This is a genomic window from Methylophaga lonarensis MPL, assembly GCF_000349205.1.
GTDB classification, from domain to species: Bacteria; Pseudomonadota; Gammaproteobacteria; order Nitrosococcales; family Methylophagaceae; genus Methylophaga; species Methylophaga lonarensis.
On sequence record NZ_APHR01000069.1, the window covers coordinates 1 to 12,137 of the forward strand.

13 protein-coding genes are annotated in these 12,137 nt (G+C 46.9%); 5 read left to right on the top strand and 8 right to left on the bottom strand.

The genetic code is table 11. The features are described from left to right. Positions 1-514 (bottom strand): LapD/MoxY N-terminal periplasmic domain-containing protein (locus MPL1_RS11460; protein ID WP_009727301.1); only part of this gene is annotated, 514 nt, incomplete at its 3' end. Positions 515-728: 214 nt separating this feature from the next. On the opposite strand from MPL1_RS11460, the gene MPL1_RS11465 reads away from it, so the two are divergent. After that, entirely contained in the window at positions 729-1,652 is a 924-nt protein-coding gene (locus tag MPL1_RS11465) for an AEC family transporter (protein WP_009727302.1), read from the top strand. Here the strand turns inward: MPL1_RS11465 and MPL1_RS11470 are convergent. Together MPL1_RS11470 and MPL1_RS11475 are read right to left on the bottom strand one after the other, a co-directional pair. Further along, positions 1,631-2,383: a competence/damage-inducible protein A gene (locus tag MPL1_RS11470; RefSeq protein WP_009727303.1), complete on the bottom strand. Its 753-nt coding sequence runs from the start codon at positions 2,381-2,383 to the stop codon at positions 1,631-1,633. The genes MPL1_RS11465 and MPL1_RS11470 overlap by 22 nt on opposite strands. Before the next feature lie 2 nt (positions 2,384-2,385). Then, a complete protein-coding gene (locus MPL1_RS11475; protein WP_009727304.1) occupies positions 2,386-2,781 on the bottom strand; it encodes a group II truncated hemoglobin in 396 nt (131 codons plus the stop codon). 134 nt (positions 2,782-2,915) lie between these two features. Here MPL1_RS11475 and fae point away from each other — a divergent pair, with 134 nt between their 5' ends. The 3 genes from fae to MPL1_RS11490 all read left to right on the top strand — a co-directional run bounded on the left by fae (position 2,916) and on the right by MPL1_RS11490 (position 6,124). Next, on the top strand, positions 2,916-3,464 hold the full coding sequence (fae, locus tag MPL1_RS11480) for a formaldehyde-activating enzyme (protein ID WP_009727305.1): 549 nt from the start codon (positions 2,916-2,918) through the stop codon (positions 3,462-3,464). Positions 3,465-3,640: 176 nt separating this feature from the next. After that, a complete protein-coding gene (locus tag MPL1_RS11485) occupies positions 3,641-4,099 on the top strand; it encodes a hypothetical protein (protein WP_235045583.1) in 459 nt (152 codons plus the stop codon). A gap of 87 nt (positions 4,100-4,186) precedes the next feature. Further along, positions 4,187-6,124 (top strand): ATP-dependent DNA helicase, encoded by a 1,938-nt coding sequence (locus MPL1_RS11490; protein WP_009727307.1) that lies wholly within the window; start codon positions 4,187-4,189, stop codon positions 6,122-6,124. Between the two features lie 23 nt (positions 6,125-6,147). On the opposite strand, the gene MPL1_RS11495 is transcribed toward MPL1_RS11490, so the two are convergent. The 5 genes from MPL1_RS11495 to MPL1_RS11515 all read right to left on the bottom strand — a co-directional run bounded on the left by MPL1_RS11495 (position 6,148) and on the right by MPL1_RS11515 (position 10,383). Beyond that, positions 6,148-6,519, bottom strand: a complete 372-nt coding sequence (locus tag MPL1_RS11495) for a DUF2237 family protein (RefSeq protein ID WP_268743776.1) — start codon at positions 6,517-6,519, stop codon at positions 6,148-6,150. Positions 6,520-6,551: 32 nt separating this feature from the next. After that, positions 6,552-6,758: a DUF6494 family protein gene (locus tag MPL1_RS11500; protein WP_009727309.1), complete on the bottom strand. Its 207-nt coding sequence runs from the start codon at positions 6,756-6,758 to the stop codon at positions 6,552-6,554. 19 nt (positions 6,759-6,777) lie between these two features. Then, positions 6,778-7,161: a 4a-hydroxytetrahydrobiopterin dehydratase gene (locus MPL1_RS11505; protein WP_009727310.1), complete on the bottom strand. Its 384-nt coding sequence runs from the start codon at positions 7,159-7,161 to the stop codon at positions 6,778-6,780. 384 nt (positions 7,162-7,545) lie between these two features. Continuing rightward, positions 7,546-8,919 carry a Trk system potassium transporter TrkA gene (trkA, locus tag MPL1_RS11510; protein WP_009727311.1) on the bottom strand — a complete coding sequence of 458 codons (1,374 nt, stop codon included), beginning with the start codon at positions 8,917-8,919 and terminating at the stop codon, positions 7,546-7,548. Between the two features lie 18 nt (positions 8,920-8,937). Continuing rightward, complete coding sequence (locus tag MPL1_RS11515; RefSeq protein WP_009727312.1) at positions 8,938-10,383, bottom strand: TrkH family potassium uptake protein; 1,446 nt, start codon at positions 10,381-10,383, stop codon at positions 8,938-8,940. 218 nt (positions 10,384-10,601) lie between these two features. On the opposite strand from MPL1_RS11515, the gene MPL1_RS11520 reads away from it, so the two are divergent. Continuing rightward, positions 10,602-12,119 carry an ATP-binding protein gene (locus MPL1_RS11520; protein ID WP_009727313.1) on the top strand — a complete coding sequence of 506 codons (1,518 nt, stop codon included), beginning with the start codon at positions 10,602-10,604 and terminating at the stop codon, positions 12,117-12,119. Positions 12,120-12,137 lie beyond the last annotated feature (18 nt).

Sequence of the window (12,137 nt, forward strand, 5' to 3'; positions counted from 1 at the left end):
TCAGTACCAGATAGAGCAGCAATACGGTCAGGGCAAAAATTACCAGCGAATAGGTAAGTGTTGATTTGATTTGCTGATAGAGCTTGAGATAGCCGTAGCCCGGATTACTGGTGACATACAGCGTGCCGGCGATATTCCAGCCAGAACTGAGTTCCGTTTCAGCTGTTGCCGTTTCCATAGGTAGCCACTGAATCAACCAGTCAGGCACGCCCTGTAATCGTTCGGTGTTGGTCAAACGCACCAGTTCATCACCATCGACGTTGAGCAAGCGCATTTCGCGGTAATACCCCATATCAAAAATCGCACTCATCATGGTGCGCAAAATAGGGTCGTTTTCATCGGCCATATGCGGGCTCATCGACAGACCGAGCGAAGTGGCGGTGTCCTGAACGTGAATTTGTGATTCACCTTCAAGATAACTTCGAATGTTGTTGACGCTGAGCAGGAAGTTGACGGAAAAAACAATAAAGAAAATCAGACTGATAAGGACAAGAAGCTGTTTGGATAGAGACATGGCGCATTCCATCTAATGTGAGTCGATTCAATTGCTTAACAACTGACATAAAGTCTCAGGCTAAGCTGTTTGTTTTTTATGCGAAATTCTGGATACTCAATAACGATACGCGGCGCCAGATGAGCAAGCAAGTCAATTCTTGTGACCCGGTCAACGGCTTTTGTTTTAAGGGGGCTGTTGATACGATCTGTGTTTATCAGTGAATGAAGGCATCATGATGTTTCCTGTATTGGCCCAAATGGCATTATTGATTGCCGCAGGCACGCTCTGGCAGAGACTCGCTCCCAGCCATATTCCAGCGATTGCACACCGCCGGGCACTGACCGATCTGGTGTTTTACATTCTGCTGCCAGCCATGGTGATTGATGTCATCTGGGCGGCACCGCTGGATAGCAATTCATTGAGAATTTCATTGCTCGCCATGACCGGTCTTGCTTTTGGAGCATTGGCAATGTGGCTGGTACTACGCTTCACCACCACAACATCCGCCCAAAAAGGGGCATTATTACTGGCTGCAACTTTCCCCAACGCAACCTATCTGGGCTTGCCAGTGTTGGATCAAGTCCTCGGCAGCTGGTCCAACGCCATTATTCTGCAATATGACTTGTTTGCCTGTACCCCGATCTTGATGACTTTGGGAATATTGATGGCCAGGCATTATGGTCAACAGGAATCTCAAGAACATCCACTGCGGGCATTGCTGAGAATTCCACCCTTATGGGCCGTGACTATTGCGATTGTGCTGAATCTGACTGATGTTGCCAGACCCGCGATCATCCATTCAGCGTTGGCAACATTGGCCGGTGGTGTTGTGCCGCTGATGCTGATTGCACTGGGAATGAGCATCCGCTGGGAAAGTTTGCGCGTGCGTTTCTTACCACTGTTGGCCCCTGTGGTTGCAATTACCTTGTTGGTGGTGCCAGCCATGGTGTGGCTGAGTAGTTACTTGATAGGTGTACCACAGGACATTATGGTGACGGTGGTGTTGTCAGCTGCAATGCCGACGATGGTGTTTGGCATTGTCATTTGTGAGCGATATCAACTGGACAGTGCTTTATATGCGGCCGGTGTGACACTGACCACCTTGTGTTGCATGGTGACTTTACCGCTGTGGTTTCAGTTATTGCCGGTCAGTTGATTTGACCAATTGAGCCCGACTTGTTCAATGGCGGACTTTAACAACAGCATTGCTTCAATCACCTGATGTTTCGGACCTTTCAAGCTGAGTTCTATGTAGGGAACCTGCCCCAGATGCGGCAGACTGGAAAGGCGCAGGGCAGGGTAGTCATCGACAATCTTGTTCATGGTTTGCAACAAGTCTGATTCGCGGCCGTTGATGACAAAAATACTTTCTTCAAAAGCAGGCGCCTGATTTCGCAAGTCCGGATATAACTTTTCGAGTACCCACTCTGACATCGGCCAGGCCATTTCCGGAAAACCCGGCATAAAATGATGATGTTGGAATGAAAAGCCGGGCACCTGATTGACGGGGTTGGGAATCAGCCGACTGCCTACAGGCAAGTGTCCCATCAAAATCCGGTTTGGATAGGCATCAGCTCCAAACCTGGCTTCTATAGCTGCAACTGCTTCGCTATGCGGCGCCAGTGCGACATTGGCAACTTTGGCGACGGTTTGACGAGTGCGGTCATCGGGTGTTGCACCAATGCCGCCAAAGCTGAATACCAAATCCTCAGATTGCATGGTAAAACTCAGGAAGCGTTCAAGTTGACTGGCATCATCACCCACGATGACTGTCCAACTCAGTTCCAGCCCCTTTGAGGCCAGTAGCTGCTGTAAATGATTAAAGTGCCTGTCTTGACGTTTACCACTGAGAATTTCATCTCCGATAATCAAGGCACCAATGTTCATTTTCAGGATTCCTCAGCTCTGTTACGCATGAAATCTGCGGTTTGCACAAATGACGACATCAACTGTTCTGCAAACAAGGGTTCCAGATCCAGTGTTTTCAGCGCTTGAGCCATGCAGTACAGCCATTGATCTCTTTCTTCTATGCCGATTGAAAACGGTAAATGTCTGGCTCTGAGTCTGGGATGACCATATTTGTCAGTATACAGTGACGGTCCGCCCAACCAGCCGGACAAAAACATAAATAACTTTTCTTCACTGCTGGCAATATCTTGTGGATGTAAATCCCGAATCAAAGCTGTCTGCGGCGTCTCGCACATGATTTGATAAAAGGTCTGACATAGTTTGCGAACCGCAGGTTCACCGCCGATGCGTTCATAAGGTGTTTTCAGTTCTGACATGGGTTTCACCAAAATAAATCAGCAGATATTAACCGGCTTCTGTTGCCGGGAAAAGGCAGATCAACTTGCGACAGCCTGCCCAGACAAGGATAATCAACAGTTTTGGGTAAAAACCAACAGAGGAGAACACCCTGATGAGTGAGAGAATTATCATGCGTACCGGTGAAGCTTTGGTCGCTGGAGGCCCTCCATTTACAGCGGCTGAGCCTGAAGTTGTTATCGGTGAACTGGATGGTCCTTTTGGTACAGCATTTGCCAACTTGATGGGCGATCAGGTGCAAGGACACTCCCGCGTTCTGGCACTGATGAACACAGATATGCAAGTTCGTCCGGCGACATTGATGGTCAGCAAGGTAACGGTTAAGAAAACTGCTTACACCAATATCCTGATGGGTACCGTGCAAGGCGCTATCGCCAATGGTGTACTGGATGCAGTCCGTAACGGCACTATTCCAAAAGAAAAAGCCAACGATCTGGGCATCATCGTATCTGTCTGGCTGAATCCTAGCATCACCACAGTTGAAGATCTGGACCACGAAGCATTGTTTAATATTCATCGTGAAGCCACTCGTCGCGCGATTGAAAAAGCGATGAATAACGAGCCAAGCATCGACTACTTGCTGGAAAATCAGGACAAGCTGGTTCACAAGTACTACCAGAAAGAACTGGACGCAAAAAAATAACTGAGTGAAACTGGCGGACAATATAGTTGTCCAAGCCTGTGATTAATTCACAGCTCAAAAACTTAACGGTTTGGCCGCTATATCGGTCAGACCGTTTTTTTTTGCAAGGTATAATCTGAACCGTGACCGTTTCGGCGATACAGGATGAGATGGATATATATTCCATAGACAAGCTCATGCACGAGACTCGACAGCTTGCGGCGCGTTATCGTCAGACAACAGGCACCGCGTTGCCAGTGACTGGCGAAATTGCTCGCTATGATGCCGCGCGAGCCTTAAAGCTCAAGCTGCTTGATGATGCGTCACTCGGTTACGATGCAGTTGGCAGCGATAGCCGTGAAGGTCAAAAAGTGATCATCAAGGGGCGGGCAATGTTTGATACCAGCAAAACCCCGAGAATTGGTCAGCTTAACCCGCAGCAGGATTGGGATTTGGTGGTGCTGGTTTTGTTTGATGATGCCTATCAGCCAGTCGAAATGTATCAAGCCAGCAAGGCTGATATCAGCGACGCCTTAACGGGTAAAGACAGCAAAAACAAGAAACGCGGTGCGATGTCTGTGGCCCAGTTCAAAATCATTGGTGAGCGTGTCTGGATGGTTGAAACTGGCGAACAGGACGAGATCTGGTCGAACTGATAAGCTATCATCCAACGTTCGGAAACCATATTTCCGATCAACGGCGCTGTAAATAGCCACGATACGATACAAGGATCCTTCCAAAGGATGGAACACACAGTTTCTGATGCAATTTCAGAATTATTCGACAAGAATGGTGCGTTGGCCAGACACATCGAAGGTTATCAGCCTCGTCAGGCACAACAGGAAATGGCGCAGCGCGTCGCACAAACACTTGAGCAACAATCTTTGCTGATTGCGGAGGCGGGCACGGGTACCGGAAAAACATTTGCCTATTTGGCACCGGCCATTCTCTCGGGTCAAAAAGTATTCATATCTACCGGTACAAAAAATCTTCAGGAACAGTTATATAACAAAGACTTGCCAGTACTTCGTGAAGTGATGTCTGTTCCTTTTCGAGCCTCAATTCTCAAGGGTCGAAGCAACTATCTTTGTCATCATCGTCTCGCCATGACTGAACATGATCCTGCCTGGCTCAGTTACAGCGCACTGCTGCATGAGATTCGAAACTGGCAAGATCAAACCCGGTCGGGCGATCTCAGCGAAACGGACTTTCTGGATCAACAATCTCCGTTGTGGCCACGCATCACATCTACCGTAGATAACTGCCTGGGTCAGCAATGCCCTGAATACAGCCAGTGCTTTATTGCAGAGGCCAGACGTCAGGCACAAGAGGCAGATATTGTGGTGATTAATCATCATCTGTTGATGTCCGATTTTGCGCTCAAATCATCAGGCCAAGGCGAAGTATTGCCAGAAGCTGATGCCTACATTATTGACGAGGCACATCAATTGCCGGCGATTGCCAGTCAGTTTTTGGGACACCGTATCAGTAGTCATCAAATCATGGAGTTGTGCCGTGACACGGTCCGTGAAATGACGGTTGAGGCCGCGGATATGAACAGCCTGCAGCAACATTGCGATAAGGTGCAGGCCCGCTTGGAGCAACTGATTTTTAATATCGGTTCTCAGGAAAACCGGGTGCCATGGCTGACTATCTATGCCAATAACGCAGTGGCCGAGGCTTTGGAAACGCTACTCAGCGCAATTGAATCATTGTTGGATGAACTGCAATTGGCGGCGGAGCGGGGCAAAGGGCTCAATCAATGTGCGCTCAGAGCCGAAGAGTTATTGCATCGTCTGGAACAATTTCTTCCAGAATCTGCTGATAACAACATGATTTTATGGCTGGATATCAGAACTTCGGGTTTTATTTTGCACGCAACACCACACGAGGTCAGTGAACCCTTTCAACAATGGCTGGAAACCAAACCAACCGCATGGGTATTTACCTCTGCGACATTGAGTGTGGCTGGAAATTTCAATCACTTTGCCCGTCAACTTGGCATTGCAGATGCGGATACAGCGAGTTGGGACAGCCCCTTTGACTATGCAACACAAAGTTTGCTGTATTTGCCAAATGTGCCGGTGGAACCGCAGCATCCGGATTACACCCAGCACATTACTGAAATTGCCAAACAAGTCATTGCCATCAGCCAAGGTAGAACATTTTTACTGTTCACCAGCTACCGTGCCATGCATCAGGTTGCGCAAGAACTGGAAGCCAGTGACTATCCCGTGCTGGTGCAAGGAAATCGATCAAAAACTGCACTGCTGGAAGAGTTTCGTGAACATGGCAATGCCGTTTTGCTGGGCACCAATAGTTTCTGGGAGGGGGTAGATGTTAAAGGTGAGGCACTGTCTTGTGTGTTGATTGACAAGATCCCCTTTGCCTCACCCGGTGATCCAGTGCTTGAAGCCAGAATCAATTATCTGAAGGAGAGGGGCGGTAACCCATTTCGCTCAATTCAAATCCCATCTGCAGTTATTCAACTCAAACAAGGCATCGGAAGGTTGATCCGCGATCAACAAGATTATGGTTTATTGGTGCTGTGTGATCCGCGTTTGCTCAACAAGCCCTATGGGAAATTGTTTTTAAGAAGCCTGCCAGCCATGCCAATCACGCAGGATATCGACCGGGTTGAACAGTTTTTTTCAGAAATTGCACAAATACAATCTGCATGAGATTTAGGGTTTAACCTTTTGATTTAGTTAAGGTCTATCGCATAAGTTTTCAGCACATCCAAGGGGATGATATCCAACGCTCTGCGATGGGTCGCCGATAATACAACTCGCGGTGCCATTTGATATTGATGGGCTTCCAGCCAGCGCTGGGCACACAAACACCAACGATCTCCAGGCTGCAAACCAGGAAAACCAAAGTCAGGTTGAGGCGTTGATAAATCGTTGCCGCGAAAGCGTGAATATTCAAGAAAGTTCTGCGACACAATCACACACACCGTGTGAGAGCCAAAATCTGCGTCACTGGTGTTGCAGCAACCATCTCGGTAAAAGCCGGTGACTGGTGAACCACTGCATGTTTGCAGTGGCTCACCGAGCACGTTAATTGATTCTTCAATTTCAATTTGCATAAGTGGCGCTCCAGACAAACTCAGTCCAGTTTAATCGTGCCAGAAACCTCGTGGTGCAAGTTAAGTGCGGGGAGGGAGAGTGTCACTTTGACATTGAAGCTCTCATCACCCTCAATATCATCATTGTCCAGTGCATTATGGATAGCCTGCTCAATTTCACGCTGAGAGGAGACACCGACCTGTTTCAAAAACTGCCTGATTTGCATATTGAGTGTTTCTTCGTTCATCTTGGAAATCCCTCCGTTGCTAATCGTATTTGATGTACTTAAAGCGCGGATCATCTGGCACACCAGTCAATGCAGAATCTTCAAGGCCTGGTTGCCACATCACCACATTTTCGATCATTTTAGCCAGTTCAAAGTCCTTGTCTGTAATGCCTTTAGCGGCATGATTGGTCAGTTTGACGATAACAAATGCATATGACACGGTCAGGTCAGGGTGGTGAAATGCAGCCTCAGAAAGGTGACCGACGGTATTCACCACCATCAATGTGCTTTTCCAGCCACTGGTTTTGTATTTGCGTCTAATCCAGCCATTTTCCAGATACCAGTGCGGTAACTCTTTTTCCAGACGGGCAGTGACTTCATCGTCAGAATAAGTTTTTTCTTCGGAGTTCTCTCGCCAACTCATAATTTGCTCTCCATCTGTTTTAAAGCACCAGTATAGATCAGTCCGCAACAAAGCATGATCGATAATCAACGTGTATTCCGGTCATAAAACCGCAATTTTGCCACGATAGGCGAGATGGTATGACAATGATGTGTCTAAGTACTCACATCTAATAAGAGACATATTTGATAATGGTCTATTTAACATAATATACATTATGCGAACATTCGGTCAGGGCAAAATACAGCCAAAATGACCGCCACTCGTGCGGATCGCATAATGTGCGTTATGACAACTTATCGAGGGTCTATCAGGATGTTCAGAATTTAAAATCTGAGCCGTTTCACCGGCCAATCCCTGCTAGATTTTGTGATTTTTATCAGACTCACAATAGAATTATTGGGCTTACAAAAACTCAAACCCCACCTGAAATAGCTTCTCAACAGCATCTACATCTTGTTGGTTGGCAATAAATATAACCAGATGATCTTCTGATTGTATTTGAATCTCTTTGTGGGCAAAGAATATCTGACCATCACGCAGCAAGGCACCTACCGTGGCACTGGCCGGAAGCCTGAGTTCATCCAGTCTGCGACCTACTACTTGTGAGGTTTGTTTATCGCCATGGGCAACAATTTCAATAGCTTCTGCAGCACCTTGTCGTAGTGAATGAACGGTGACCACATCACCACGGCGAACATGTCTAAGCAATGTGCCGATGGTGATTTGTGCCGGTGAAACAGCAATATCAATACTGGTGCCCTCCACCAGATCGACATGACTTGCTTTGCTGATAATGGAAAATGCTTTTCTGACACCCAGTCGTTTAGCCAGCATGGCAGACAGAATATTAGCCTCATCATCATTCGTTACGGCGCAGAAAACATCGGTTTTGTTGATCTGCTCTTCTTTGAGTAAATTGGCATCACCGACATCCCCATGTAACACCAGACTGCTGTGCAACTCCCCTGCCAGTGTTCTGGCCCGGCTTTCATCATGTTCAATGATTTTGATGTGATGATCCTGCTCCAACCGCTGAGCTAACTGTTTGCCAATATGCCCACCGCCGGCAATCACCAAACGCTGGTAGGGTTGATAGTCTTTTTTAAAGACTTTAACCAAATCCCGAACCTGTTGTTTTTTTGCCAGAAAAAACAGCTCATCGTCTGCCTGTAAACTAGCACCACCATCCGGTTTAATGAGCTGCTCATTTCTGAATATTGCGGCAACCCGCATTTGCACTTTCGGCAGTAACGCCAGCAGATCCTCTATTGACCGGCCATCCATATCACTGCCGTGGTCGATTTTGACAGCAACTAATTGTGCGAGCCCCTCAAAAAAGTTCAGCACTTGCAAGGTATCAGGTTGTTCGATTAAGTCGGCAATATACTCGGTCACCAGTTGTTCCGGACTAATGGAGACATCAATTGGAATAGCATCAAGATTAAACAGCGCAGGATATTCGAGATAGTCTGTAGCTCGGACTCTGGCCAGTTTTTTGGGCGTGTTAAACAATGAGCTGGCGATCTGGCACGCTACCATATTCACCTCATCGTTATGGGTAACCGCGATCAACATATCTGCATCCTCGACTCCCGCTTTGAGTAGGGTCTCAGGGTAGGCAGCGAAGCCAACGACCGTCCGAATATCCAGATGCTCTTGTAAGCGCTCAAGCAGTATTGGATTTTGGTCAATAATTGTAATGTCATTGCCTTCATTCGCCAGACTTTCTGCGGTAGAACTGCCGACCTGTCCTGCACCGAGAATGATAATTTTCATCTGCAACTCTCCAGATAATCAGTTACGCCAGTAGGTCGGCAAAAACAAAATTAATAAGGTGAATACTTCAAGGCGGCCAACCAGCATGGCAAACACGCCGAGCCATTTAACAATGGCATCGACCGTTGCAAATGATGAAGCCACTTCACCTAACCCGGGACCTAACAGATTCAGCGTGGCGACTACAGCACCAAACGCTGACTCCAGATCCAATCCTGCCGCCATCATGGCAACGGTCAGCATCAATGCCGTAAAGATATACAGCACATAAAAGCCCCAAACTGAAAACAGCACGGACTCGGCAACAGGCCGTTCACCCATTTTTATGACGGAAACCGATCTTGGATGCACCAGTTGAACCAGTTGCCGTACCCCAAGTTTGGCCAGCATCATGATCCGCATCACTTTAATGCCACCTGACGTCGAACCGGCACAGCCACCGATAAATGACAAAATGACTAAAACCAGCGGAATATGAAGTGGCCACTCGGCAAAAACAGCAGTGCCAAAACCTGTGCTGGTTAAAATTGAAGCCACTTGAAAAGCGGCATAACGAAAAGCCTCTGTTCCCGTTGCATAACTACCCGCAAAATAGAGACTTATGGCGATAAACAGTGTCGCCAGGATAAAGAGCCAGCCATAGGTACGTGCCTCAGAATCTTGTACATATGGAGACAAAAGCCGGCGCCGTAATACCAGAAAGTGCACGGCAAAATTGACGCCACCTGCCAGCATAAAAAAGATAGCTATGGTTTCAATCAGCGGACTGTTGAAAAAACCAATGCTGTCATCGTGGGTTGAAAATCCTCCGGTGGCGACCGTTGAATAAGCATGGCCGATAGCATCGAAGGCACTCATCCCTGCCAACCAATAAGCAATGGCACAACAGATTGTCAGCAACACATAAATCAGCCACAAAGAGCGCGCCGTTTCAGCGATCCTGGGTGTAAGTTTTTCATTTTTAGCAACGCCCGAAGTTTCAGCCCGATACAGTTGCATGCCGCCCACACCAAGCAATGGCAAAATCGCCACCGCAAGCACAATAATGCCCATCCCACCCAGCCATTGAATTTGCTGGCGATGATATAAAATTGATTTTGGTAACGCATCTAAGCCTGAAATGACAGTGGCGCCGGTTGTGGTAAAACCGGATATTGACTCAAATACGGCATCGGTCAGATCTAAATGCAAACCGAGAATAAATGGCAGAGCGCCCACCAACCCCAGCAAAATCCAAAACAGCGTCACTACCAAAAAACCGTCTCTGATCGATAACTCATCACGCTGTTGATAGTTGACCAGCCAAAACACAAGACCAATAAAACTGACAGCCAGGCTAGAATTGGCAAAAACCTGCCATTGACCATCGCTATAATAAAGTGACACCAACAGTGACGGCACAAAGCTCAGGCTGTAAAACATCAGTAACAGCCCGAACAGCCTGATAATTGCTCGCCAATGCATTATTTATCAGCCTTTATTGCATTCTTACCGCTACGCAAACACCCTGGAAATGACATCGTTGGCCCGCATGCTTGATTGAGTTGCGTACATTATTAAAATTCAGCGTTGACGTGTCAGCTAAAAAGAAAGTAAAAATTTTATGAAAATTTTATTTTTTAATGCGACGATTCTGGTGAAGAATAACCATCATAACTGGGCGGCTTAATAGCGGCGTTAATATGATTTTAAATTTAAAAGCTAGATTCACAGCTCATCCCGCTTACCAGTATGCTTTTGCCGCACTGTTAGTACTACTACTCACTTTTCTGGCACAGGTTTTAAATAACTACTTGCCCTACACTAGCCTGTTATTGGTGTTTCTGGCAGGCGTCTTTTTAGTTTCCACATTAACCTCCCATGGGGCTGCCATCGTCGCTAGCCTGCTGAGTTTTTTGAGTTTTAACTTTTTCTTTACCGAGCCTTATTTCACGTTTCATGTCATTCATCAAAGTGACATCGCCACGCTCGTACTGTTTTTATTAGTGGCGCTGTTAACCGTTGATATGGCATCACGAATGCGACGGGCGATTTCGCATTATCAGCAGTCACTAAAAAGACTGACTAACTTTTATGATTTCAGTCAGAAAATGTCATCGGCAACCGATGTTGAAACGGTAATGGACATCATGATGCAGTCTGTGAGGAGTTTTTTAGGTCATGCTACCGATGTCGTTATGGCCGAAACGAGCGAAACGGCGATTTTTGTTAAACATCAGGGCGACTCAAAGGTTTATCCCAATGAAGCAACCTTTCGGCAGGTATTAACCAAAGACCTAGATACCTTTTGCTGGCATAAAGGCTGGCGATTTTTTCCGATTAGGCTAGGCCAAAAAACGCTTGGCTTAGTCGCTATTAACAAACGGTTAAACGACAAAGAAAGCAAAGGTATCCAAACATTTTGTCATTTAACCTCCCTCGCCTTACACCGGATCAAACTGGTTAACGAACTGGCTCAAACCAAACTCCATGCTGAAACGGAGCAGCTGCGTTCAGCATTGTTATCGTCCGTCTCACATGATTTGCGAACACCACTCTCCTCAATAATTGGTGCTGGAACGTCAGTTATCGAATATGACCATGCACTCAGTATTGAAGACCGACAAGCTCTACTGAAATCTATTGTGGAAGAAGCACAGCGACTGGATCGCCACATTCAAAACCTGCTGGATATGACCCGCTTTGGCAATGATCAAGTCAAACTTGAGCGTGACTGGGTAGACATTCACGATATTATCCATAGCGCTATCAAACGAATGCCACCTGCAACCAATGGTGTACATTTTGATGCAGAGATCGATGTGCAAGACACTATCATTCATGTGCATGGATTATTGATTGAACAAGCGATTGTTAATCTGCTCGATAACGCCGTTAAAGTCAGCACCGAAAATGCGCTGGTAAAGATTAAAGCGCATCAGGACGACAGCAGCCTGCACATTGATATTATCGACATGGGGCCAGGCATTCCGGACGAAGACAAGGAAAAAGTGTTTGATATGTTTTACAGCTTGTCTCGTGGCGATAATCAAACAAGTCATGGGCTGGGATTAGCCATCTGCCGGGGCATGATTGGCGCTCATGGCGGACACGTTGCAGCCTTAAACAACCCTGACGGCAAAGGCACATTGATGCGTATCAGTTTGCCACTTAACTCCAATACAACATACGGGCAGCTAAAACTTTGGCAAGCATTTTAATCATTGAAGATGAACCAC

Bases quoted from the DNA above. Each gene is read 5' to 3' on its own strand.
- MPL1_RS11490 (WP_009727307.1), top strand. From the start codon at position 4,187: ATGGAACACACAGTTTCTGATGCAATTTCAGAATTATTCGACAAGAAT.
- MPL1_RS11500 (WP_009727309.1), bottom strand. From the start codon at position 6,758: ATGAACGAAGAAACACTCAATATGCAAATCAGGCAGTTTTTGAAACAG.
- MPL1_RS11475 (WP_009727304.1), bottom strand. From the start codon at position 2,781: ATGTCAGAACTGAAAACACCTTATGAACGCATCGGCGGTGAACCTGCG.
- MPL1_RS11470 (WP_009727303.1), bottom strand. From the start codon at position 2,383: ATGAACATTGGTGCCTTGATTATCGGAGATGAAATTCTCAGTGGTAAA.
- trkA (WP_009727311.1), bottom strand. From the start codon at position 8,919: ATGAAAATTATCATTCTCGGTGCAGGACAGGTCGGCAGTTCTACCGCA.
- MPL1_RS11485 (WP_235045583.1), top strand. From the start codon at position 3,641: ATGCACGAGACTCGACAGCTTGCGGCGCGTTATCGTCAGACAACAGGC.
- MPL1_RS11465 (WP_009727302.1), top strand. From the start codon at position 729: ATGATGTTTCCTGTATTGGCCCAAATGGCATTATTGATTGCCGCAGGC.
- MPL1_RS11505 (WP_009727310.1), bottom strand. From the start codon at position 7,161: ATGAGTTGGCGAGAGAACTCCGAAGAAAAAACTTATTCTGACGATGAA.
- MPL1_RS11520 (WP_009727313.1), top strand. From the start codon at position 10,602: ATGATTTTAAATTTAAAAGCTAGATTCACAGCTCATCCCGCTTACCAG.
- fae (WP_009727305.1), top strand. From the start codon at position 2,916: ATGAGTGAGAGAATTATCATGCGTACCGGTGAAGCTTTGGTCGCTGGA.
- MPL1_RS11515 (WP_009727312.1), bottom strand. From the start codon at position 10,383: ATGCATTGGCGAGCAATTATCAGGCTGTTCGGGCTGTTACTGATGTTT.